The following is a 20,900-nucleotide window of genomic DNA, read 5'->3' on the forward strand; positions in this document are numbered from 1 at the left end:
TGATTCACCGAGGCGCTGCCATCGCAGGCAAGCCAGCTCCTACAAAAGCTTTTTGACAGCGCAGCAATTCAACAGGTTAGAATCGCTGGCACGCAGACTGCATGGTCAGACTGCGCCTCGCCTTATTTCCGGAGTACTGCCTTTGAATGCGACGACCATCAACAGCCTGTTCTTGATCGGCGCGTTGCTGGTAAGTGCGAGCATTCTGGTGAGTTCTCTTTCGTCCCGCCTGGGCATCCCGATCCTGGTGATCATCCTGGCCGTGGGCATGATCGCCGGCGTCGATGGCGGCGGGATCATTTTCGATAACTACCCGACCGCGTACCTGGTGGGCAACCTGGCATTGGCAGTGATCCTGCTCGATGGCGGCTTGCGCACGCGGGTCGCGAGTTTTCGCGTGGCACTGTGGCCAGCCCTGTCGCTGGCGACCGTGGGGGTGTTGATAACCACCGGCCTCACCGGTATGGCGGCGGCCTGGCTGTTTGACCTCAATATCATCCAGGGCCTGCTGATCGGAGCCATCGTCGGCTCCACCGATGCCGCCGCCGTGTTCTCGCTGCTGGGCGGCAAGGGCCTGAACGAACGGGTCAGCGCCAGCCTGGAAATCGAATCCGGCAGCAACGACCCAATGGCGGTGTTCCTCACCGTAACCCTGATCGACATGCTCGCCAGCGGCCAGACCGGCCTGCACTGGAGCCTGTTGACCCACCTGATCCGCGAATTCGGCATCGGCGGCATCATCGGCCTGGGCGGCGGCTGGCTGATGCTGCAACTGGTCAACCGGATCAACCTGGCCAACGGCCTGTACCCGATCCTGGTGATCGCCGGTGGCCTGTTCGTGTTTGCCCTGACCAATGCCCTGCACGGCAGCGGCTTCCTCGCCGTGTACCTGTGCGGCCTGGTGATCGGCAACCGTCCGGTACGCAGCCGCCACGGCATCCTGCATATGCTCGACGGCATGGCCTGGCTGGCGCAGATCGGCATGTTCCTGGTGCTGGGCCTGCTGGTCACGCCCCATGACCTGCTGCCCATCGCCCTGCCGGCCCTGGGCCTGGCGCTGTGGATGATCCTGTTTGCCCGGCCGCTGTCAGTAGCGGTTGGCCTGCTGCCGTTCAAGGCCTTCCACGGCCGCGAAAAAGTATTTATCGCCTGGGTCGGCCTGCGCGGCGCGGTACCGATCATTCTTGCGGTGTTCCCGCTGATGGCCGGCCTGCCCCACGCCCAGCTGTATTTCAACCTGGCGTTCTTTATCGTGCTGGTGTCGTTGCTGGTGCAGGGCACCAGCCTGCCGTGGGTGGCCAAGCTTTTGAAAGTGACGGTACCGCCCGAGCCCGCGCCGATCTCCCGGGCGGCCCTGGAAGTGCACGTCACCAGCGAGTGGGAGCTGTTCGTCTACCGCCTGGGCGCCGAAAAGTGGTGCATCGGCGCCGCCCTGCGCGAGCTGAAAATGCCCGAGGGCACGCGCATCGCCGCACTGTTTCGCGGCCAGCAACTGCTCCATCCGTCGGGTAGTACGGTGTTGGAGGCCGACGACCTGCTGTGCGTGATCGGCCATGAGCACAACCTCGCCGCCCTCGGCAAACTGTTCAGCCAGGCGCCGCAACGGGGCCTGGACCTGCGCTTCTTCGGCGACTTCGTGCTCGAAGGCGATGCGCAACTGGGCGCGGTGTCGGCGCTGTACGGGCTCAAGCTCGACGGTATCGATCCGGATATGCCCCTGGGCCAGTTCATCACGCAAAAGGTCGGTGGCGCCCCCATCGTCGGCGACCAGGTGGAGTGGAACAACACCATTTGGACAGTCGCCGTGATGGACGGGAACAAGATCGGCAAAGTCGGCGTCAGATTCCCCGAAGGAAGTCGCCCGGCCCCCGGACTCTTCCTCTAAACTGCGGGGCGACGGTGTGCCAATGGCCATCAGCACGCCCCCTATTCTTCATCTTGTTCGACCGGTCTCTATGACAATCCTGCGCACTTTTTTAGCCACTGCCTTGCTGGGCCTGAGTCTCTGCGTCAGCCCCGTGTTCGCCGCCGACCCGCCAAGCATCGAGAGTGTGCAACAGACCCTGGACAAGCTGCCGGACCGCAAACTGCCCGACGCCGACATGAAGGCGCTGCAGAACGTTTTGCAGCAGACCCTGACGTTGCTGGGCAACAAGCAGGACTACGAGCAACGCCTGAGCGATCTCAAGCGCCAATTGCAAGATGCACCCCGCCAGACCACGGAAAACGCCCGTGAACTGGCCCGGCTCAAGGGCACCAAGGTTGTCCCGGTGGCCCAACGCTACGCCAGCCTGCCGGTGCCGCAGCTCGAACAACTGCTGGTGCAGCGCAGCACCCAGCAAGGCGACCTGCAAAAAGAGTTGGCCGACGCTAACAGCCTGAGCATCGCCGCCCAGACCCGCCCCGAGCGCGCCCAGACCGAAATCAGCAACAGCCAGACGCGCATCCAGCAAATCAACAGCATCCTCAAGGCCGGCAAGGACAATGGCAAACCGCTCAATGGCGACCAGCGCAACCTGCTGAACGCCGAACTGGCGGCGCTCAACGCCTTGATCCCGCTGCGCCGCCAGGAACTGGCCGGCAATAGCCAACTGCAAGACCTGGGCAACAGCCAGCATGACCTGGCGGTGGAAAAAACCGCGCGCCTGGAGCAGGAAATCCAGGACCTGCAAACCCTGATCAACCAGAAACGCCTGGCCCAGTCCCAGGAAACTGTGACCCAGCAGTCCATCGAGGCACAGAAGGCCGGCGGCAGCAGCCTGCTGGCCACGGAAAGCGCAGCCAACCTGAAGCTGTCCGACTACCTGCTCAAAAGCACTGACCGGCTCAATGAGCTGACCCAGCAGAACCTGCAAACCAAACAGTTGCTGGACAATGTGACCCAGAGCGATTCGGCCCTGGACGAGCAGATCAACGTGCTCAAGGGCAGCCTGCTGCTGTCGAAAATCCTCTATAAACAGAAGCAGGCCTTGCCGCGCCTGAAAGTCGATCGCGACCTGGCCGACGATATCGCCAACATTCGCCTGTACCAATTCGAGGTCAACCAGCAGCGCGAGCTGATCAGTTCACCGAGCGCCTACGTCGACAACCTGCTGGCCGACCAGCCAGAGGACCAGGTCACGCCACAGCTGCGCCGCACCCTGCTGGAACTGGCCGTGACCCGCAGCGACTTGCTCGAACGCCTGAGCCGGGAACTGAGCTCGCTGCTCAACGAATCCATCACCCTGCAACTGAACCAGAAGCAACTGCTCAGCACCGCCGCCAGCCTGCGCGCGACCCTCGACGAACAGATGTTCTGGATCCCCAGCAACAAACCGCTGGACGTCGAATGGCTCGAAGGCGTGCCCAACCGCCTGAGCAAACAGGTCGACACCCTGCCCTGGGCCTCCAGCCTCAGCGAACTGTACGACGGCCTGGCCCAGCGCCCGCTGCTGTTTTTGCCCCTGCTGCTGCTGATCGGCGCACTGTTGTGGCGGCGCAGCAACCTGTATGACCGGCTGAAGAAAATCCACATGGATATCGGTCACTTCAAGCGTGACAGCCAGTGGCACACCCCGGTCGCGATCCTGGTGAATATCCTGCTGGCCTTGCCCGTGACCCTCGGCCTGGCGCTGTGCGGCTATGCCCTGCAAATCGATGCGCGTGGGCAGAACGCCAACCTGGGCATGGCCCTGGTGCAGATCGCCCAGGCGTGGCTGGTGTTCTACACCGCCTACCGGATCCTCGCGCCGGGTGGCGTGGCCGAATTGCATTTCCGCTGGGAAAAACCCCAGGTCGAATTCCTCCAGGGCTGGATCCGCAAACTGGGGCTGGTGGTGTTGGCGCTGGTGGCCGTGGTGTCCATCGCCGAGCATCAACCGGCGGCCCTGGCCGATGATGTGCTGGGCATCGCCGTAGTCCTCACCTGTTATGGGCTGATGGCCTGGCTGCTCAGCCGCCTGCTGCTCAACAGCCCGACCCATGAAAAAGCCTCACTGTTTCGCAAGGTCGTCGGCGTCGCGTTTACCGCGCTGCCCATCGCGCTGTTTATTGCCGTGTGCTTTGGCTACTACTACACCGCGCTCAAACTCAGCGACCGCCTGATCAACACCCTGTACCTGCTGATGTTCTGGCTGGTGATCGAAGCCACCTTCGTCCGTGGCCTGGGCGTTGCCGCACGGCGCCTGGCCTACTCCCGCGCACTGGCCAAACGCCAGGCCGCCAAGGAAGCCGGCGACGGCGAAGTGGTGATCGAGGAACCGACCCTGGATATCGAGCAGGTCAACGAACAATCCATGCGCCTGATTCGCCTGGCCTTGCTCGGCGGTTTTATCGCGGCGCTGTACTGGGTCTGGTCCGACCTGATCTCGGTGTTCTCCTACCTGGACAACGTCACCCTCTACGAATACACCAGCGGTACCGGCGCCAATATCAGCATGGTGCCCATCAGCATCGGCGACATGCTCGGCGCGCTGATCATCATCGGTATCACCTTTGCCCTGGCGCGCAACCTGCCGGGCCTGCTGGAAGTGCTGGTGCTGTCGAAGCTGGACCTGGCCCAGGGCAGCGCCTATGCCACCACCACCTTGCTGTCGTATGTCATTGCCGGTGTGGGTTTTGTGTCGACCCTGTCGACCCTCGGGGTGAGCTGGGACAAGCTGCAATGGCTGGTGGCCGCACTGTCGGTGGGCCTGGGCTTCGGTATGCAGGAGATCTTTGCCAACTTTATCTCCGGCATCATGATCCTGTTCGAGCGCCCGGTACGCATCGGCGACACCATCACCATCGGCAACCTGTCGGGCACGGTGAGCAAGATCCGCATCCGCGCCACCACCATCACCGACTTTGACCGCAAGGACATCATTGTCCCGAACAAAACCTTTATCACCGGGCAACTGATCAACTGGTCGCTGACCGACACCATCACCCGGGTCACTCTCAAGCTCGGCGTGGACTACGGCTCCGATCTGGACCTGGTGAAGGAATTGTTGCTCAAGGCCGCCAGGGATAACCCGCGCGTCCTGAAAGACCCGGAACCCCACGTGTACTTCCTCAACTTCGGCGAAAGTACCCTGGACCACGAATTGCGCATGCATGTGCGCGACCTGGGCGACCGCAACCCGGTGATCGATGAGGTCAACCGCTTCATCAATCGTGAGTTCAAGAAGCAGAGCATCAATATCTCGTTCCGGCAGATGGAGGTTTACCTGAAGAACCTGCACGGCCAGGAATACAAACTGGTGGAAATCGAACCCCTGAGCAAGCCGGCCAATGACGGCTCGCCACAACCCACTCCGCCGACCAAACTCGACTAACCGCTTTATCCCCAGCAGAATGCTCGGACATTCTGCTGGAGATGGCCGGTGAAAGCCCTCGACGACCTGACCTTCGACAACCGCTTCGCCCGCCTGGGCGATGGTTTCTCAACCCACGTACTGCCCGAGCCCATCGACGCGCCACGGCTGGTGGTGGCGAGCAGTGCCGCCATGGCCCTGCTTGATCTCGACCCAGCCGTCGCCCAGACACCGGTGTTCGCCGAACTGTTCGGTGGCCACAAGCTGTGGGCCGAGGCCGAACCACGGGCGATGGTCTATTCGGGGCATCAATTTGGCTCCTACAACCCGCAACTGGGGGATGGTCGCGGCTTGCTGCTGGGCGAGGTATATAACGCGGCGGGCGAACACTGGGACTTGCACCTCAAGGGCGCGGGGCAAACGCCTTACTCACGCATGGGTGATGGCCGCGCGGTGCTGCGCTCTTCGATCCGCGAGTTTCTCGCCTCCGAAGCCTTGCACGCCCTGGGCATCCCCAGCAGCCGCGCCCTGTGCGTGATCGGCTCCGACACCCCGGTATGGCGCGAAAAACAGGAACGTGCGGCCATGGTCCTGCGCCTGGCGCCGAGCCATATCCGCTTTGGGCACTTCGAATACTTCTATTACACCCAGAAAACCGAGTTGCACCAGCAACTGGCCGAACACGTGCTGAAATTGCACTTCCCCGAATGCCAGGAGCAACCCGAGCCGTACCTGGCGATGTTCCGCGAGATTGTCGAGCGCAACGCCGAACTGATCGCCAAGTGGCAGGCTTATGGCTTTTGCCATGGGGTGATGAACACCGACAACATGTCGATCCTGGGTATTACCTTCGACTTCGGGCCGTTTGCCTTCCTCGATGACTTCGACGCCCATTTCATTTGCAACCACTCCGATCATGAAGGCCGCTATTCCTTCAGCAATCAGGTACCGATCGGCCAGTGGAACCTCAGTGCCCTGGCCCAGGCGTTGACGCCGTATATCAGCGTTGAAGCCCTGCGCGAAACCCTGGGCCTGTACCTGCCGCTCTACCAGGCCCACTACCTGGACCTGATGCGCCGCCGCCTGGGCCTGACCACTGCCGAAGACGACGACCAGAAACTGGTAGAGCGCTTGCTGCAACTGATGCAAAACAGCGGCGTGGACTACACCTTGTTCTTCCGCCGCCTGGGGGATGAGTCCGCCGCACTGGCCGTGGCGCAGTTGCGCGATGACTTTGTTGACCTCAATGGGTTCGATACCTGGGCAGACCTATATAAAGCCCGTGTCGAGCGCGATGGCAACAGCCCCCAGGCAGAACGCCGCGAGCGGATGCATGCAGTGAACCCGCTGTACATCCTGCGCAACTACCTTGCACAAAACGCCATCACCGCCGCCGAGTCCGGCGACTACAGCGAAGTGCACAGGCTGCATGAGGTATTGAGCAAACCATTTGAAGAACAGCCAGGGATGGAGCAGTACGCCCAGCGGCCGCCCGATTGGGGCAAGCATTTGGAGATCAGTTGTTCGTCATAGCTCTTTTCAGATGAACATATCCACAGGCACTTTAAAGTGCTCTGCCAGCCAACGAATCTGTCGCACGTTGAGCTGGCGCTTGCCACTGAGAATTTCAGAGACCACCGATTGAGGACCTACGCCCGGTAAATCACTCTGGGTCAAACCGTGCTCCTGCATCATTGACCGCAACACTTCGACACCACTCACCTCGGGTATCGGCCAATGCTCCAGATCGTAGGCCTCGACCCAGTCGCCGATAATATCCACCAACCCCATCAGGGGGTGGGTTTCGTCGTCCCCGACAATATCCAGCAATTCGTCGAGGGCCTCGACCAGCACATCGTAGTCAGCCTCGCTTTTGGGCTTGCGCAACAGCGGTGACACAAATTCCCAGTGCTCAACAGCCTGCTCAATCAATACGCTCATTTTCCTGTCACTCCTTCCACTTGCCCTTGGAATTTCGAATGGGTCTCACACTGATTACTCGCATGCAATATCCTTATCGCATCTTGCTATGGAGGTTAGTCTCGGCATCAAATTATCGCAATATGCGATAGGTGCTCAGCAGAACAGCGGCGCAATCTCAAACTTGCATACGTAGCCTAGGTAGGCGGCCAAACGTGCGCACAGGCAAAAATGTGAACACATGCGTCGCCACCGCCGAGCCTTGATAATTTCGGTCTTGGCTCCAAATAGAGTTCATTGGCAACTTCAACGGAATCCCACCATGTCCGATCCCCTGGTAATCCCCTGCCCTCATTGCAACGGCCTCAACCGCATCCCCCACGAACGCATGGGCGATGCCCCAAAGTGCGGGCGCTGCAAGCAGCCGGTGTTGCTGAGCAAACCGTTTGAACTGAAACAGGGCGACTATTCCAGCCAGATCAAGGGCGACTTGCCGCTGCTGGTGGATGTGTGGGCAGAGTGGTGCGGGCCGTGCAAATCGTTTGCGCCGGTGTTTGAACAGGCGGCCGGGCAGTTGGCGGGCAAGTGCCGGCTGGCCAAGCTCGATAGCGAGGCCAACCAGCAGCTTTCGGCGCAATTGGGGATTCGCTCGATTCCCAGCCTGATCCTGTTCAAGAATGGCCGGGAAGTGGCACGCCAGAGCGGCGCGTTTGCGCTACCGCAATTGATGAGCTGGTTGCGCAGCCAAGGGGTGTAACCCTGTAGGAGCGGGCTTGCCCGCGATGGCCATAGGTATCTACACAACTTTGCAGCAACGCCTAAATCCAGACAGATAGCGCAGTTGTGGCGAGCGGGCTTGCCCCGCGCTGGGCTGCGAAGCAGCCCCAATAAGACGAATGCGTTGTACCAGATACACCGCAGCGGCTGGTTTTGGGGCTGCTTCGCAGCCCAGCGCGGGGCAAGCCCGCTCGCCACAGGGGAGTTCGTCAGTTTCTGAAAGTTGTGTAGATACCTATGCCGCGATGGCGAGGGGCAGCTTGATGGATATGCAAGCTGGCACACCGTCATCGCAGGCAAGCCAGCTCCCACATCGAGCGTGTTCACCCTTCAGATCAGGTGTTTTCCAGCAGGTTGTGCAGCTCCACGAACTGTCGGGTCAGTTTGTGGCGCGGGTCGAGGTGGATCAGCGGTTTGCTTTCCTGGTGGGACTCGCGCATGCGCACCGAGCTGGCCAGGTACACCGGCAACACCGGCAGGCCTTCGGCAATCAACTCGTCGAGCATCTGCTGCGGCAGGCTCGCCCGGGCCTGGAACTGGTTGACCACGATGCCTTCCACTTCCAGGCCTTCGTTGTGGTCGTCCTTGAGTTCTTCGATTTCCGCCAGCAGGCCGTACAGCGCCTGGCGCGAAAAACTATCGCAATCGAACGGGATCAACACGCGATCAGCTGCAATCAGCGCGGAAACCGCATAGAAGTTTAGGGCCGGCGGCGTATCCAGGTAAATCCGGTCGTAATCCTCGGCCAATTCATCAAGCAGTTTTCGCAGCTTGTTGATCTTGTGCTTGGCCTCAAGCTTGGGCTGCAGGTCCGCCAGTTCCGCGGTGGCGGTGATGACGTGCAGGTTGTCGAATGGGGTTTCGTAGATATCCACCTGGTTTTTCTTCGAAAACGGCCCGGATGACAGGGTCTGCTTGAAGAAATCGGCAATGCCCATGGGGATATCGTCACCCGTCAGCCCCGTCAGGTACTGGGTCGAGTTGGCCTGTGCATCGAGGTCCACCAACAGGGTTCGATAGCCTTCGCTGGCGCTGACCGCCGCCAGGTTGCAGGCGATGCTGGATTTGCCAACGCCGCCTTTTTGATTGAACACCACGCGCCGCATGGAAAAACCTCCGTGTATCAATGAATGCCCGAGTGTAGAGGGCAAAAGCGCCCGCTCGCTACCTTGATCAAGCATGTACTACAGCATCAGAGGATCGATCCCGCATAACTATCTCGTATTACGCCAACCAACACAGACCTGCCTGACACCAAACACCTACAGCCATTGGCGGAGAATCGATGATTCATTTCGCTGACTTTGTAATATCTCGTGAACAATTCTTTACCAAAGTTTGCTAGAACCCCACCGCACCGGGATAATGCGCGCCACTCGGCCATCGCGCCATGTCCCGCCATTGCGGGGCAAACTGCAGCACAAGGAAGCCCGCAGGGGCGGGAAATCTTCTCAGTGATCAATTTCAACATCGCCCAATGGCGCGCCTGGGCCCCTGGGCTCGACAGCGTGGATGCCTGGCGCGACTGGTGCCAGGCCCCGACGTTGCTGGCCCAAAGCGATGCCGCGCCCGATGTGTCGTTCCTGCCAGCCATGCAGCGCCGGCGCCTGAGCCGCCTGGCCCGGATGGCCTTCAGCGTCGGCTGGCCCTTGGCAGAAGGCCTGCAGGACCTGCCGCTGGTGTTTGTTTCACGTCATGGCGAAACCCCGCGCACCCTGGATATCCTCAGCGACCTGGCCAATGACCAGCCCCTGTCGCCCACCCAGTTCAGCCTGTCGGTGCACAATGCGGTGATTGGCCTATGGTCGATCCTGCGCAATGAAACCAGCGAAATGACCGCCCTGGCAGCGGCAGGCGACGGCCTGGAGCACGGCATTCTCGAAGCGGCGGCCCTGCTCAACGAAGGCGCGCCGGCCGTGCTGCTGGTGATTACCGAAGAACAGCCACCCCCGGCCTACACGCGCTGGATCAATGATGTGCCGTTCCCCTATGCCCTGGGCCTGCTGCTGACCCCAGGCGACGAATGGCAACTGGCGCTGCACACCGCAACGGTCCAACCCACCGAGACCCAGTGGCCCCACGCCCTGAACCTGCTGTGCACCCTGCTCGACGAGCAAGGTGCCTGCCAACATGCCTGGAAGAACCGAGTATGGAACTGGCAACGCAAACCCTGACCGACAAGCCCCGGGACGCCTACTACTGGCGCCTGTTCGCCACGGCGGCCAGCTTCGTGCTGTTCGGCCTGGGCGGCTTGTGCCTGCGCCTGCTGGTGTTTCCGCTGCTCAGCTGCCTGCCGGGGGACGCCCAGCAACACCAACGTCGCGCGCGCCTGACCATCGGGCGGTTGTTCTGGTTCTTTATCAACATGATGTACCGCGCCGGCATTCTGACCTACAGCGTCGAAGGCGCCGAAAAACTCGGGCGCCCCGGGCAGATGATCATCGCCAATCACCCGTCGCTGATCGATGTGGTGGTGCTGATCGGCCTGGTGCGCCAGGCCAATTGCGTGGTCAAGCAAAGCCTGTGGCAAAACCCCTTCACCCGGGGGCCGGTGAGCGATGCCGGCTATATCAGCAACGACGGCAGCATCGACATGCTCGATGCCGCCGCAGGCGCCCTGCGTGACGGCCAGACCCTGATCATCTTCCCCGAAGGCACCCGCACCGTGCCAGGCGCGCCGCCGGCCTTTCATCGCGGGGCCGCCGCCATCGCCCTGCGCGGTGCGACAATAATCACCCCCGTGGTGCTCAAGGTCAGCCCGACCACGCTGACCAAGGCCGAGCCCTGGTATCGCATCCCCAACCGCCGCTTTCACTTCAGTTTGCAGGTGGGGGCCGATATAGACCCACAGGTGTTTGCCTCACAAGGGCCCGCACCCCAGGCCTCACGCAAGCTCAACGATTACCTGCATCACTATTTCATTAAGGAGCTCGCCGAAGATGAGCAACCCCAACAGCCTTGAGCACGACATTAAAACCCTGATCATCGAGGCCCTGGGCCTGGAAGACATCGACGCCAGCGACATCGGCAGCGAGCAAACCCTGTTCGGCGAAGGCCTGGGCCTGGATTCGGTAGATGCCCTGGAATTGGGCCTGGCGATCCAGAAAAAGTACGGTATCAAGATCGATGCCGACGCCAAGGACACCCGCAATCACTTTATCAACGTGGCCAGCCTTGCGGCGTTCGTCACGGCCAGACAGGCAGCTTGAGACCCGACCATGCAAACTCGTGACGATATCTTCAACACCCTGCGCGACGCCCTGGTGGAACTGTTTGAACTGGAGCCGGAGCGGGTCACCCTCGACGCCAACCTGTACCAGGACCTGGAAATCGACAGCATCGATGCGGTGGACCTGATCGACCATATCAAGCGCCAGACCGGCAAGAAAATCGCCGCCGAAGAGTTCAAGGCCGTGCGTACGGTCAATGACGTGGTCGAGGCGGTCTACCGTCTGGTCCAACCGGCCGCATGAGCCGGCTGATCGGCCTTGGCCTGTTGCTGGTAGGGCTGCTGTATCCTTTTGCGGTGTATTACGGCACGGAGCATTTCGCGCCCTGGCAATTCGGCCTGCTGCTGGCCTGCCTGTGGCTGTTGCGCGCGCTGACCGGCGCACGGCGCCCCGGCAGTGGCTGGATGGCCTTTGTCGCGGTGGTGTTTTGCCTGCTGCTGGCCTGGTTCGACAACCCGCAACTGCTGCGCTGGTACCCGAGCCTGGTCAGCACCTTCATGCTCGCGCTGTTCGGCCTGAGCCTGAAATACGGCCCGCCGATGGTCGAGCGCCTGGCGCGCCTGAGCGACCCGCATCTGCCGCAAAAGGCTATTGCGTACACGCGCCAGGTCACCGTGGTATGGAGTGTGTTTTTCTTGTGTAACGGCCTGCTCGCCGCCGCGCTCACCCTGTGGGCACCGCTGAGCTGGTGGATGTTGTACAACGGCCTGATCGCCTATGGCTTGATGGGCCTGTTGTTTGCCGTGGAATGGCTGGTACGACAAAGGGTTCGAGGCCGCGTATGAATTGGGTCAATCTTGAGCATCTGTTGCTTGAGCCTGTGGAACTGCGTTCGGTCACCACCGAACCTGCGATGAACCACGCACAGCTGTGCGAACGGGCCCTGAGCCTGGCGGCCGGCCTGCAAGCCCGCGGCATCCAGCGCCTGGCGGTGCACTTGAACGACGCCGGCGAGCTGGCGATTGCCTTGCTGGGCGCCTGGCAGGCCGGGGTCAGCGTGTTGCTGCCCGCCGACCTGCAACCCCAGACACGCCAACGCTGGGCCGCTGATGTTGACGCCTGGCTGACCGAAGCGGGCGACCTGGATGCGCTCTACCAACCGCCGCTGGCCGCCGCCGCCCTGGACCTGGACGCCTGCCATTTGGGCCTGTGCACGTCCGGCTCCAGCGGCGAGCCCAAGCGCATCGACAAGACCCTGCGCCAACTGGCCAACGAGGTGCGGGCCCTGGAAGCCTTGTGGGGCGCCGACCTGGGCCAGGCGTGCATCATCGGCAGCGTCGCCACCCAACACATCTATGGCCTGCTGTTCCGCGTGCTGTGGCCGCTGTGCGCCGGTCGCAGCTTTGTGCGCCAGCAACTGCCGTTCCCCGAGGACGTGCAGCGCATCAGCCGCCAGCACCCGCATTTTGCCTGGGTGGCCAGCCCGGCCCTGCTCAAACGCATGGGCGATAACCTCGACTGGGCGGCCTTGAGCAGCGTCAAGCGCGTGTTCTCCTCCGGTGGTGCGCTGCCCATCGACGCGGCCAACAGCCTGCACCAACGCCTGCAGCAGTGGCCGACCGAGATCCTCGGCAGCTCGGAAACCGGCGGCATTGCCTGGCGCCAGGGCCAAACGCCCTGGCAGCCGTTTGCCGATGTATGCCTGAGCCAGGATGCCGAGGGCGCCTTGCGCATTGCCTCGCCGTACCTGCCGGCCGGGCATGTCGAACAGACTGCCGACGCCGCCCAGATCTACGCCGACGGCCGCTTCGAATTGCTCGGGCGCCTGGATCGGATCGTCAAGCTGGAAGAAAAACGCATCTCCCTGCCCATGCTCGAACACGCCCTGGCCGAGCACGCGTGGGTTGCGGAAGCGCGCCTGGGGGTGGTCCAGGAAAACCGCGCCTCCCTCGGCGCCCTGGTGGTGCTCAGTGGCGACGGCCTGCACGCCCTGCGTAACCAAGGCCGGCGCAGCGTCACCCAGGTCCTGCGCCAACACCTGAGCCAACACTGCGAAGCCCTGGCCCTGCCCCGTCGCTGGCGCTTGTTGCGGCAGCTGCCGTTCAACCCCCAGGGCAAACTGCCCCAGGCGCAGATCGAAGCCCTGCTACTGGCGCCGCGCCCCAAGGCCCCGCAAGTGCTGGCGCAAGTCGAGACTGACGGCGAATGGACCCTGCAACTGAGCATCCCCCCGGACCTGGCCTACTTCAGCGGGCACTTCCCTCACACGCCGGTATTGCCGGGGGTGGTGCAGGTGGAATGGGCGTTCAACCTGGGCCAGCAACTGCTCGACCTGCCGCCGACCTTTGCCGGCATGGAAGTGCTCAAGTTCCAGCAATTGGTACGCCCTGGCGACGTGATCGAACTGCACCTGCGTTTTGATCGCGAGCGCGGCAAGTTGTACTTTGCCTATCGCAACGACAGTGCGGCGTGCTCCAGTGGGCGGGTTTTGCTGGAGAACTCCCATGTATAAGTCGGATGAGCGCTTCGCGCTCAATCGCGGGCAAGCCCGCTCCCACATGGGGTACGCATTCCAGATGTGGGAGCTGGCTTGCCTGCGATGCAGGCAACTCGGTCTCGCAGGGAACCCCGATCATGCATAACCCCTGCGCCCTGATCCCGGTCTACAACCACGAAGCCGCCGTGCCCGCCGTGGTCCGTAGCCTGCTGGAACACGGCCTGCCCTGCCTGCTGGTGGACGATGGCAGCAGCCCGGCCTGCGCGGCGGTGCTGGCGCAACTGGCCAGCCTGGATAACGTGTCGCTGCTGACCCTGCCCGTCAATCAAGGCAAGGGCGCAGCCGTGATGGCCGGTTTTCGCGAAGCCGCGCGCCTGGGCTTTACCCATGCCCTACAAGTAGACGCCGACGGCCAGCACGACCTGCGCGAAGTCGCGCTGTTTCTCGACGCCTCACGCACCCACCCTGATGCGGTGATCTGCGGCTACCCCGAATACGACGACAGCGTGCCCAAGGGCCGTCTCTACGCGCGTTACCTGACCCACTTCTGGGTATGGATCAACAGCCTGTCCCTGCAAATCCGCGATTCGATGTGCGGCTTTCGCATCTACCCCCTGCCTCCGGTGCTGGCGCTGATGGACTCGGCGCGGATCGGCAAGCGCATGGATTTCGACTCCGACATCCTCGTGCGCCTGTCGTGGCGCAACCAGCCGATGCGCTGGCTGCCGACCAAGGTGCATTACCCGGCCGATGGCCTCTCGCACTTTCGGCTGTTCCACGACAACCTGCTGATTTCGTCGATGCACACCCGGCTGTTCTTCGGCATGTTGATGCGTGCGCCGTTGATTCTGTGGCGACGGTGGCAGGCATGAGCGACAGCCCCCGGCATTGGGCCGACCGCCAGGAGCGCGGCAGTTTCTGGCTGATGAAACTCACCGCGTTCGCCGCCAAAGTGCTCGGGCGCCGGCTGCTGAGCCCGTTGCTGTATGGCATCGTCCTGTACTTTTTCCTGTTTGGCCGCACCGCGCGCCGGAGCATCTGGCAATACCAGCAGCGCCTGGCCGACTGGAGCGGGCGCGACGACCTGCGCCCCAGCTACACCAAGGTCTTCGGCCAGTTCATGGCCTTCGCCGACGCCTTGCTGGACAAGCTCGATGTGTGGAACGGCAAGCTGCGCCTGGAACAGATCGAAATCATCGACCCCGCCCAACTGCGCGGGCAACTGCGCGGCGCGCGCGGGCAGATGCTGGTGGGCGCCCACCTGGGCAACCTGGAAGTGTGCCGCGCCCTGGCGGAACTGGGCGAGAAAGTCACCATGAACGTGCTGGTGCATACCAAGCATGCCGAACAGTTCAACCGCCTGCTGGGCGAAGCCGGGGCGAGTAACCTGCGCCTGATCCAGGTCAGCGAACTGGACCCGGCGGTGATGCTGCTGCTCAGCCAGCGCCTGGACGACGGTGAATGGCTGGCGATTGCCGGCGACCGCATCCCGCTGCATGGCGGGCGCACGGTGCGCGTGGACTTTCTCGGCCATGACGCGGCATTCCCCCAGGGCCCATGGCTGCTGGCCGGTCTGCTCAAATGCCCGGTCAACCTGCTGATGTGCCTCAAGCACCAGGGGCGCTATCGATTGATCATCGAGCCCTTCGCCCAATTGATCGAATGGAAACGCAGCGACCGCCAGCACGTAATCGCCCACTGGACCGCCCGCTATGCCGAGCGCCTGGGCCAGTTCTGCCTGCAAGCGCCCCAACAATGGTTCAACTTTTACCCTTTCTGGAAGACCGATGACGACGCATCTGCTTGAGCCGGTAACCTTCGGCGAACTCCCTTTGCGCATCGAAGACGTGCTGGCCCTGGCCAACCGTCAGGCGCCTACCCGCCTGCAAGACGATGCCGGTTACCGCCAGCGCATCGCCAAGGGCGCGCAGTTCCTCGATTCGCTGCTGGACAAGGAAGGCGTGATCTACGGCGTGACCACCGGCTACGGCGATTCGTGTGTGGTGGCGGTACCGTTGCAGCATGTCGAGGCTTTGCCGCGTCACCTGTACACCTTCCACGGCTGCGGCCTGGGCAAGTTGCTCGACGCCCAGGCCACCCGTGCGGTGCTGGCGGCGCGCTTGCAGTCGCTGTGCCATGGCGTGTCCGGGGTACGGGTTGAACTGCTGGAGCGCCTGCATGCGTTCCTTGAACACGACATCTTGCCGCTGATCCCCGAAGAGGGCTCGGTGGGCGCCAGCGGCGACCTGACGCCGCTGTCCTACGTGGCCGCAACCTTGTCCGGCGAGCGCGAAGTGTTGTTCCACGGCGAGCGCCGCCAGGCCGCCGACGTCCACCGCGAGCTGGGCTGGACACCGTTGGTGCTGCGGCCCAAGGAAGCTCTGGCACTGATGAACGGCACCGCAGTGATGACCGGCCTCGCCTGCCTGGCCTTTGCCCGCGCCGACTACCTGCTGCAACTGGCCACGCGTATTACCGCGTTGAACGTGGTGGCGCTGCAAGGCAACCCGGAGCACTTTGACGATCGCCTGTTCGCCGCCAAGCCGCACCCCGGGCAGATGCAGGTTGCGGCCTGGCTGCGCAAGGACCTGGCCATCGACGCCCCGACCGCGCCGCTGCACCGTTTGCAGGACCGCTACTCGCTGCGCTGCGCGCCCCACGTCCTCGGCGTGCTGGCCGACAGCCTGAACTGGCTGCGTTCGTTTATCGAGATCGAACTCAACAGCGCCAACGACAACCCGATCATCGACGCCGAAGCCGAGCGCGTGCTGCACGGTGGGCATTTCTACGGCGGGCATATCGCCTTTGCCATGGACAGCCTGAAAAACCTGGTGGCCAACGTCGCCGACCTGCTCGACCGGCAACTGGCACTGCTGGTGGACGAGCGTTACAACCATGGTTTGCCGAGCAACCTGTCGGGCGCCCCGGCGGATCGCGCGATGATCAACCACGGTTTCAAGGCTGTGCAGATCGGCACCAGCGCCTGGACTGCCGAAGCATTGAAAAACACCATGCCGGCCAGCGTGTTCTCGCGCTCCACCGAGTGCCACAACCAGGACAAGGTGAGCATGGGCACCATCGCCGCCCGCGATGCGATCCGCGTGCTGGAGCTGACCGAACAGGTGGCCGCCGCCACCTTGCTCGCCGCCAACCAGGGCGTGTGGCTGCGCGCCCAGGTCAAAGATGCACGGCCATTGCCGCCGGCCCTGGCGGCCATGCACATCGAGCTGGCCAAGGACTTCCCGCCGGTGATTGAAGACCGCGCCCTGGAAGGCGAACTGCGCCTGTGCCTGCAACGTATCGCTGCGCAACACTGGAGGCTGCATGCGTAGCCCCGGCGTATTGCACAGCGACACGCAGATCCTCGTGCCGTTCTTCGACATCGACACGATGAACGTGGTCTGGCACGGCCATTACGTGAAATACCTGGAAATCGCCCGTTGCGCGCTGCTGGACAAGCTCGGCCACAACTACACGGCGATGCTCGAATCCGGCTATGCGTGGCCGGTGATCGACATGCAACTGCGCTACGTGCGTGGCGCCACCTTTGGCCAGACCATCAACGTGCGCGCCAGCCTGGTGGAGTGGGAGAACCGCTTGAAGGTCAACTACCTGATCACCGACCTTGCCAGCGGCGAACGCCTGACCCGCGCCAGCACCGTGCAAGTGGCCGTCGAAATCGCCAGCCGCGAAATGCAGTTGGCCTCGCCCAGCGTATTCACCACCGCCGTCGAAAGGGCCCTGAAATGCTGACCCCTGTGGGAGCGGGCTTGCCCGCGATGGTCGTCAACGATAACGCGGGGCGCCTGACACTGCGCGGCGTCCTCGGTTTTTTCGCGAGCAAGCTCGCTCCTACAGAGGGGCGTCGAAAGGACTTCCCTGTGGGAGCGGGCTTGCCCGCGATGGTCGCCAACGATAACGCGGGGCGCCTGACACTGCGCGGCGCCCTCAGGTTTTTCGCGAGCAAGCTCGCTCCTACCGAGGGGCGGCGAAAGGACCTCCCTGTAGGAGCGGGCTTGCCCGCGATGGTCGCCAACGATAACGCGGGGCGCCTGACACTGCGCGGCGCCCTCGGGTTTTTCGCGAGCAAGCTCGCTCCTACAGAGGGGTGTCGAAAGGACCTCCCTGTAGGAGCGGGCTTGCCCGCGATGGTCGTCAACGATAACGCGGGGTGCCTGACACTGCGCGGCGTCCTCGGGTTTTTCGCGAGCAAGCTCTCTCCTACAGAGGGGCGTCGAAAGGACTTCCCTGTGGGAGCGGGCTTGCCCGCGATAGTCGTCAACGATAACGCGGGGCGCCTGACACGGCGCGGCGCCCTCAGTTTTTTCGCGAGCAAGCTCGCTCCTACAGGGGTTGGGTTGTTTTTGAGTTTTGGGGCTTATGCCTTCGACTTGCAACAACTGAGCGATCAGTTGGCCAAGCCCTCGGTGATCCACGGCAGTTTCATCCAGGAGAAACACCTGCGTGCCCTGCCCCAGCCGTTGACCAGCAAAGGCACCTTCGTATTGGCTCGGGACCACGGCCTGCTCTGGCTGCTCAAAACCCCGCTGCAACAGGACTATCGCATCAACGCCCAAGGCATAGCCCGCCGCGATGCCAACGGCTGGCAGCCCCTGCCGAACAAAAGCGCCGGCGCTGAGCAGAACCGTTTGTTCCTTGCTGTGCTGCAAGGCGACAGCAGTGGCCTGCAGCGCGACTTCGAGTTGCAACTGCAAGGTGAGCCCAAGGCCTGGAAACTCAGGCTGATCCCACGCTCGCTGCTGCTCAAGCAAGTGTTCACCCAGATCAATATCGATGGCGGCGAGTTGGTGCACACCATCGAACTGCTGGAAACCCAGGGCGACAGTACCCTGCTGCGCATGCAGGACAGCACCAGCACACAACCCTTGAGCGACGCGGAGCAACACGACTTTGCCCAGTGAGCGTTGGTTGCCGCGTCTGTTCCTGATCCTGCTGGTGGCCGTGCTGGCCCTGGCCGGCTGGCAATGGCGCCATGGCGCGCCGTTGTCGGCGAACCTGATGGAGCTGGTGCCGGGCAACACCCCGAACGCCCTGGAACTGGCGGCCGAGCAACGCATGCAAGAGCCGCTGAACCGCGAGATGCTGGTGCTGGTCGGGCATGCCGAGCGCCAGCAAGCGCTGACCATGGCCCAACAACTGGGTGAGCGCTGGCAAGCCAGTGGCCTGTTTGAGAAGGTCACCTGGACCCTGCAGGCCGACCTGCCAGCCCTGCGCCAGCAACTGCTGCAAGGGCGCCTGGCGATGCTTTCGGCCAAGGACCGCGAACAGCTGATCGCCGAGCCCGAAGCCTTTATCCAGCAGCGGGTGCAGACACTGTTCGACCCCTTTACCGGCTTCAGCCTGGTGTCGAGCCAGGACGATTGGCTGGGCCTGACCGGGCGCATCCAGAACAGCCAGCCGCAACACGGCGCGGTGCAGCTGGATATCGGCAGCGGCGCGTTGATCGCCGATGCCGACGGGCAAAGCTGGGTGCTGCTGCGCGCGCGTACCCAGGGCAATGCCTTTGATATGAAACTGCCGCTGCAAGTCGCCGACCTCCTGCAAGCAAGCCGCGACCAGGGCAGCGAGCAAGGCGTGCAACTGCTTGCCGCCAGCGGCCTGCTGTACGCGGCCAACGGTCAACAGCAGGCCAGCCGCGAGATGACCTGGGTCGGCGGCGGCGCGACCGCGGGTATTCTGTTGCTGTTGCTGTTGGCGTTCCGCCGTTGGCGCGTGTTGCTGGCCTTTGTCCCGGTGCTGGTGGGCATGCTGTTTGGCGCAGTCGCCTGCGTGGCGCTGTTTGACCATATGCATGTAATGACCCTGGTGCTGGGCGCAAGCCTGATCGGCGTAGCGGTCGACTACCCACTGCATTACCTGTCCAAGAGCTGGAGCCTGCAACCCTGGCGCAGTTGGCCGGCCTTGCGCCTGACCCTGCCGGGCCTGAGCCTGAGCCTGGCCACCAGTTGCATCGGCTACCTGGCCCTGGCCTGGACGCCATTCCCGGCGCTGACCCAGATCGCGGTATTCTCCGCCGCCGGCCTGGTGGGCGCCTATCTGTCGGCAGTGTGCCTGTTACCGGCGCTGCTCAACGGCATCGACCTGCGCCCGGCGCAATGGCCACTGCGGGTCGCCGAGTTCCTGCTGGGAGTGCGCGAGTCGCTGCTCAAGCGCCTGCCAAGCCAGGCGCTGCTGGTGCTGGCCCTGCTGTTCTGCGCCGGTGGCCTGTGGCAGCTGAACAGCAAGAACGATATTCGCCAGTGGATCGGCGCGCCGCCGCAGTTACTGCAAGAGGCCCAGGCCATTGCGCGGATTACCGGCTACCAGCCCACCAGCCAGTTCTTCCTGGTGCGGGCGGACAATCAACAGCAGTTGCTGGAACGCCAGGCTGCCCTGAGCCAACGCCTGGATCAACTGGTGCACATGGACAAGCTGCAGGGTTACCTGGCGCTCAATCAACTGGTCAGCACCCCCAGCCAACAGCAGCAAGTGCACGAGGCCCTCTCGCAATTGCCGGCGCTGTGGCAACCGCTGCTGGACCTCGGCATCCCCGCCAGCGCCCTGCAAGCCGAGCTGGCGCAACTGCAGGCGCTGCCCACCGCAGATATCGACGCCGCCCTGAACGGACCATTGGCCGAGCCCTGGCGCCTTTTGTGGCTGGGCAATGTCGATGGCGGCGTGGCAGCGATGGTCAGCCTGCAAGGTCTGAACAACCCGGCGCTGCTGCGGATCCAGGCCCAGGACTTACCGGGGGTGGAGCTGGTAGACCGCCTCGGCGACTTGAACCAGGTATTTGCCGCGACTCAGGTCAGCGCCGCCGAATTGAAATTATTGTCCTGTGTACTGATCGTCTTGCTGCTGGTCCTGCCCTTTGGCCTGGGCGGCGCACTGCGGATTGTCGCCCTGCCGCTGCTGGCCGCCCTGTGCAGCCTGGCCAGCCTCGGTTGGCTGGGGCAACCGTTGACCCTGTTCAGCCTGTTTGGCCTGCTGCTGGTCACAGCGATCAGCGTCGATTATGCGATCCTCATGCGCGAACAGATCGGCGGTGCCGCGGTCAGTCTGCTGGGGACATTGCTGGCCGCCGTCACCACCTGGCTGTCCTTTGGTTTGCTGGCAGTCTCCAGCACCCCGGCGGTGAGTAACTTCGGCCTGTCGGTCAGCCTGGGCCTGGCCTTCAGCTTTATGCTGGCACCCTGGGCCGGCCGCCAGGAACATGCGCCATGATGCCCACTAATTTTTTTCAGTTGAATGTGATGATCGCCA

General features: G+C 62.9%; 18 protein-coding genes and 1 pseudogene. 17 read left to right on the forward strand and 2 right to left on the reverse strand.

Features of this window, described 5'->3' with window-relative positions; all coding sequences use genetic code 11:
- Positions 1 to 142: 142 nt before the first annotated feature.
- The 3 genes from BHC62_RS24795 (at position 143) to selO (ending at position 6,806) form a co-directional block, all read left to right on the forward strand.
- The gene (locus BHC62_RS24795; protein ID WP_029299228.1) at positions 143 to 1,885 is read left to right on the forward strand and encodes a potassium/proton antiporter; all 1,743 of its coding nucleotides are present in this window, start codon (positions 143 to 145) and stop codon (positions 1,883 to 1,885) included.
- A 70-nt stretch (positions 1,886 to 1,955) separates the two neighbouring features.
- Positions 1,956 to 5,294 carry a mechanosensitive channel MscK gene (mscK, locus tag BHC62_RS24800; RefSeq protein ID WP_029299229.1) on the forward strand — a complete coding sequence of 1,113 codons (3,339 nt, stop codon included), beginning with the start codon at positions 1,956 to 1,958 and terminating at the stop codon, positions 5,292 to 5,294.
- 48 nt (positions 5,295 to 5,342) lie between these two features.
- Positions 5,343 to 6,806 carry a protein adenylyltransferase SelO gene (gene selO, locus BHC62_RS24805; RefSeq protein WP_070996507.1) on the forward strand — a complete coding sequence of 488 codons (1,464 nt, stop codon included), beginning with the start codon at positions 5,343 to 5,345 and terminating at the stop codon, positions 6,804 to 6,806.
- Between the two features lie 6 nt (positions 6,807 to 6,812).
- On the opposite strand, the gene BHC62_RS24810 is transcribed toward selO, so the two are convergent.
- Positions 6,813 to 7,214, reverse strand: coding sequence for a type II toxin-antitoxin system HigA family antitoxin (locus tag BHC62_RS24810; protein ID WP_029299232.1), 402 nt, complete (start codon positions 7,212 to 7,214; stop codon positions 6,813 to 6,815).
- A 301-nt stretch (positions 7,215 to 7,515) separates the two neighbouring features.
- Here BHC62_RS24810 and trxC point away from each other — a divergent pair, with 301 nt between their 5' ends.
- Positions 7,516 to 7,950, forward strand: coding sequence for a thioredoxin TrxC (gene trxC, locus BHC62_RS24815; RefSeq protein WP_070996509.1), 435 nt, complete (start codon positions 7,516 to 7,518; stop codon positions 7,948 to 7,950).
- Between the two features lie 355 nt (positions 7,951 to 8,305).
- Here trxC and BHC62_RS24820 read toward each other — a convergent pair whose 3' ends face one another.
- The gene (locus tag BHC62_RS24820; protein WP_029296134.1) at positions 8,306 to 9,076 is read right to left on the reverse strand and encodes a ParA family protein; all 771 of its coding nucleotides are present in this window, start codon (positions 9,074 to 9,076) and stop codon (positions 8,306 to 8,308) included.
- Positions 9,077 to 9,424: 348 nt separating this feature from the next.
- Between BHC62_RS24820 and BHC62_RS24825 the strand changes: the two genes are divergently transcribed.
- The 13 genes and pseudogenes from BHC62_RS24825 (at position 9,425) to BHC62_RS24880 (ending at position 20,861) form a co-directional block, all read left to right on the forward strand.
- Complete coding sequence (locus BHC62_RS24825; RefSeq protein WP_070996511.1) at positions 9,425 to 10,144, forward strand: beta-ketoacyl synthase chain length factor; 720 nt, start codon at positions 9,425 to 9,427, stop codon at positions 10,142 to 10,144.
- Entirely contained in the window at positions 10,120 to 10,932 is an 813-nt protein-coding gene (locus BHC62_RS24830) for a 1-acyl-sn-glycerol-3-phosphate acyltransferase (RefSeq protein ID WP_029296130.1), read from the forward strand. The genes BHC62_RS24825 and BHC62_RS24830 overlap by 25 nt, the downstream gene beginning before the upstream one ends.
- Positions 10,910 to 11,179: a phosphopantetheine-binding protein gene (locus BHC62_RS24835; RefSeq protein ID WP_070996513.1), complete on the forward strand. Its 270-nt coding sequence runs from the start codon at positions 10,910 to 10,912 to the stop codon at positions 11,177 to 11,179. The genes BHC62_RS24830 and BHC62_RS24835 overlap by 23 nt, the downstream gene beginning before the upstream one ends.
- A 9-nt stretch (positions 11,180 to 11,188) precedes the next feature.
- A complete protein-coding gene (locus BHC62_RS24840) occupies positions 11,189 to 11,443 on the forward strand; it encodes an acyl carrier protein (RefSeq protein WP_003209389.1) in 255 nt (84 codons plus the stop codon).
- On the forward strand, positions 11,440 to 11,985 hold the full coding sequence (locus BHC62_RS24845; protein WP_029296124.1) for a membrane protein: 546 nt from the start codon (positions 11,440 to 11,442) through the stop codon (positions 11,983 to 11,985). Before BHC62_RS24840 ends, BHC62_RS24845 begins: the two co-directional genes overlap by 4 nt.
- On the forward strand, positions 11,982 to 13,652 hold the full coding sequence (locus BHC62_RS24850) for an acyl-CoA synthetase family protein (protein ID WP_070996515.1): 1,671 nt from the start codon (positions 11,982 to 11,984) through the stop codon (positions 13,650 to 13,652). The genes BHC62_RS24845 and BHC62_RS24850 overlap by 4 nt, the downstream gene beginning before the upstream one ends.
- A gap of 122 nt (positions 13,653 to 13,774) precedes the next feature.
- Complete coding sequence (locus BHC62_RS24855) at positions 13,775 to 14,509, forward strand: glycosyltransferase family 2 protein (protein WP_070996517.1); 735 nt, start codon at positions 13,775 to 13,777, stop codon at positions 14,507 to 14,509.
- On the forward strand, positions 14,506 to 15,444 hold the full coding sequence (locus BHC62_RS24860; protein WP_070996519.1) for a glycosyl transferase: 939 nt from the start codon (positions 14,506 to 14,508) through the stop codon (positions 15,442 to 15,444). Before BHC62_RS24855 ends, BHC62_RS24860 begins: the two co-directional genes overlap by 4 nt.
- Positions 15,425 to 16,969: a histidine ammonia-lyase gene (gene hutH, locus BHC62_RS24865; protein ID WP_070996521.1), complete on the forward strand. Its 1,545-nt coding sequence runs from the start codon at positions 15,425 to 15,427 to the stop codon at positions 16,967 to 16,969. The genes BHC62_RS24860 and hutH overlap by 20 nt, the downstream gene beginning before the upstream one ends.
- On the forward strand, positions 16,962 to 17,390 hold the full coding sequence (locus BHC62_RS24870; protein ID WP_029296114.1) for a thioesterase family protein: 429 nt from the start codon (positions 16,962 to 16,964) through the stop codon (positions 17,388 to 17,390). Before hutH ends, BHC62_RS24870 begins: the two co-directional genes overlap by 8 nt.
- A 149-nt stretch (positions 17,391 to 17,539) precedes the next feature.
- A pseudogene (locus BHC62_RS29140) lies at positions 17,540 to 17,620 on the forward strand (outer membrane lipoprotein carrier protein LolA); the annotation flags it as partial.
- A gap of 279 nt (positions 17,621 to 17,899) precedes the next feature.
- A complete protein-coding gene (locus BHC62_RS24875; RefSeq protein ID WP_071610065.1) occupies positions 17,900 to 18,559 on the forward strand; it encodes an outer membrane lipoprotein carrier protein LolA in 660 nt (219 codons plus the stop codon).
- A complete protein-coding gene (locus BHC62_RS24880) occupies positions 18,549 to 20,861 on the forward strand; it encodes an MMPL family transporter (protein ID WP_070996523.1) in 2,313 nt (770 codons plus the stop codon). Before BHC62_RS24875 ends, BHC62_RS24880 begins: the two co-directional genes overlap by 11 nt.
- Positions 20,862 to 20,900: the final 39 nt, after the last annotated feature.

It is taken from the genome of Pseudomonas sp. 06C 126 (genome assembly GCF_001855215.1).
Taxonomy (GTDB): Bacteria; Pseudomonadota; Gammaproteobacteria; order Pseudomonadales; family Pseudomonadaceae; genus Aquipseudomonas; species Aquipseudomonas proteolytica.

Excerpts from the sequence above, each read along its gene's own strand:
- mscK (WP_029299229.1), top strand. The coding sequence starts at position 1,956 with ATGACAATCCTGCGCACTTTTTTAGCCACTGCCTTGCTGGGCCTGAGT.
- BHC62_RS24810 (WP_029299232.1), bottom strand. The coding sequence starts at position 7,214 with ATGAGCGTATTGATTGAGCAGGCTGTTGAGCACTGGGAATTTGTGTCA.
- trxC (WP_070996509.1), top strand. The coding sequence starts at position 7,516 with ATGTCCGATCCCCTGGTAATCCCCTGCCCTCATTGCAACGGCCTCAAC.
- BHC62_RS24820 (WP_029296134.1), bottom strand. The coding sequence starts at position 9,076 with ATGCGGCGCGTGGTGTTCAATCAAAAAGGCGGCGTTGGCAAATCCAGC.
- BHC62_RS24830 (WP_029296130.1), top strand. The coding sequence starts at position 10,120 with ATGGAACTGGCAACGCAAACCCTGACCGACAAGCCCCGGGACGCCTAC.
- BHC62_RS24835 (WP_070996513.1), top strand. The coding sequence starts at position 10,910 with ATGAGCAACCCCAACAGCCTTGAGCACGACATTAAAACCCTGATCATC.
- BHC62_RS24840 (WP_003209389.1), top strand. The coding sequence starts at position 11,189 with ATGCAAACTCGTGACGATATCTTCAACACCCTGCGCGACGCCCTGGTG.
- BHC62_RS24845 (WP_029296124.1), top strand. The coding sequence starts at position 11,440 with ATGAGCCGGCTGATCGGCCTTGGCCTGTTGCTGGTAGGGCTGCTGTAT.
- BHC62_RS24850 (WP_070996515.1), top strand. The coding sequence starts at position 11,982 with ATGAATTGGGTCAATCTTGAGCATCTGTTGCTTGAGCCTGTGGAACTG.
- BHC62_RS24855 (WP_070996517.1), top strand. The coding sequence starts at position 13,775 with ATGCATAACCCCTGCGCCCTGATCCCGGTCTACAACCACGAAGCCGCC.
- BHC62_RS24860 (WP_070996519.1), top strand. The coding sequence starts at position 14,506 with ATGAGCGACAGCCCCCGGCATTGGGCCGACCGCCAGGAGCGCGGCAGT.
- hutH (WP_070996521.1), top strand. The coding sequence starts at position 15,425 with ATGACGACGCATCTGCTTGAGCCGGTAACCTTCGGCGAACTCCCTTTG.
- BHC62_RS24870 (WP_029296114.1), top strand. The coding sequence starts at position 16,962 with ATGCGTAGCCCCGGCGTATTGCACAGCGACACGCAGATCCTCGTGCCG.